Genomic DNA, 1,274 nt, shown 5'->3' with positions numbered 1-1,274 from the left:
GCCTCATGAAGGTGAAGAGTTTGGATATGTTCTTGCTGGTTCTATATTTGTACATATAGGAGATAAAAAGAATAAGGTAAAAAAAGGAGAAAGTTTCTACTTTAAACCTAGAGCGAATCATTATATATCAAATGCAGGAAAGAACGAGGCTAGAGTGGTTTGGGTAAGTACGCCACCATCATTTTAGAAAAGAGGTGCTATATAAATGACAGATAATATAATAAGTTTACAAGGAATATCTAAAACTTATGAAGACAACACTGTTTTAGATTGTTTAGATTTAGACATTAAAAAGAATGAATTTTTAACATTACTAGGTCCAAGTGGATGTGGTAAAACTACTACACTAAAAATAATAGCTGGATTTGAGTATGCAGATAGCGGCAAAGTATTATTTGAAGAAAAGGATATGAATAATATTCCTCCTTACGAAAGACAAGTTAATACAGTTTTCCAAAAATATGCACTATTTCCACATATGAATATTTATGAAAATATAGCATTTGGATTAAAAATAAAAAAAATGCCTAAGGATGAAATAGATAGAAAAGTTAAGGAAATGTTAAAACTAGTAGCGCTTGAAGGATTTGAAAATAGACGAGTAGATTCTTTAAGTGGTGGTCAACAACAAAGGATAGCCATAGCTAGAGCGTTAGTAAATGAACCAAAGGTATTATTATTAGATGAGCCTTTAGGTGCATTAGACTTAAAATTAAGACAAGAAATGCAAACTGAACTTAAGAAGATACAACAAAAGCTTGGAATTACATTTATATTTGTAACTCATGATCAAGAAGAAGCTTTAAGTATGTCAGATACTATAGTTGTAATGAATAAAGGTAAAATACAACAAATGGGGACTCCAGAAGATATATATAATGAGCCTAAGAATGCATTTGTTGCAAGATTTATAGGTGAAAGTAATATATTCGATGGTATTATGCATGATGATTTTAAAGTTGAATTTTGTGGTAAGTACTTTGATTGTGTTGATAAAGGATTCAAGAAAGATGAAGTAATAGATGTTGTGATAAGACCAGAAGATATAAAAATGACTAATTCTAATGAAGGTATGTTAAAAGGTATTGTTACATCTGTAGTATTTAAAGGTGTACATTATGAAATAGAAGTACAAGAAAATGATAGAAAATGGATAATTCATAATACTCAAAGTGCTAAGGTTGGAGAAGAACTTGGCATGGATATATATCCAGAAGATATTCACATAATGAAAAAGGTAAGTGAAATATAATGAAAAGAAATTCTAATTCATA

At 29.5% G+C, this 1,274-nt stretch carries 2 protein-coding genes; both read left to right on the top strand.

Features of this window, described 5'->3' with window-relative positions:
* Positions 1-187, top strand: a 187-nt coding sequence (locus G3997_RS06165; protein ID WP_296644492.1) for a cupin domain-containing protein, incomplete at its 5' end; no start/stop codon positions are given.
* 18 nt (positions 188-205) lie between these two features.
* Complete coding sequence (potA, locus tag G3997_RS06160; RefSeq protein ID WP_296644490.1) at positions 206-1,252, top strand: spermidine/putrescine ABC transporter ATP-binding protein; 1,047 nt, start codon at positions 206-208, stop codon at positions 1,250-1,252.
* Positions 1,253-1,274 lie beyond the last annotated feature (22 nt).

It is taken from the genome of Romboutsia sp. 13368, assembly GCF_018336475.1.
Taxonomy (GTDB): domain Bacteria; phylum Bacillota; class Clostridia; order Peptostreptococcales; family Peptostreptococcaceae; genus Romboutsia.
Note: the sequence above shows the minus strand (reverse complement) of the source record. Positions and strands in the feature narration are given on the sequence as shown.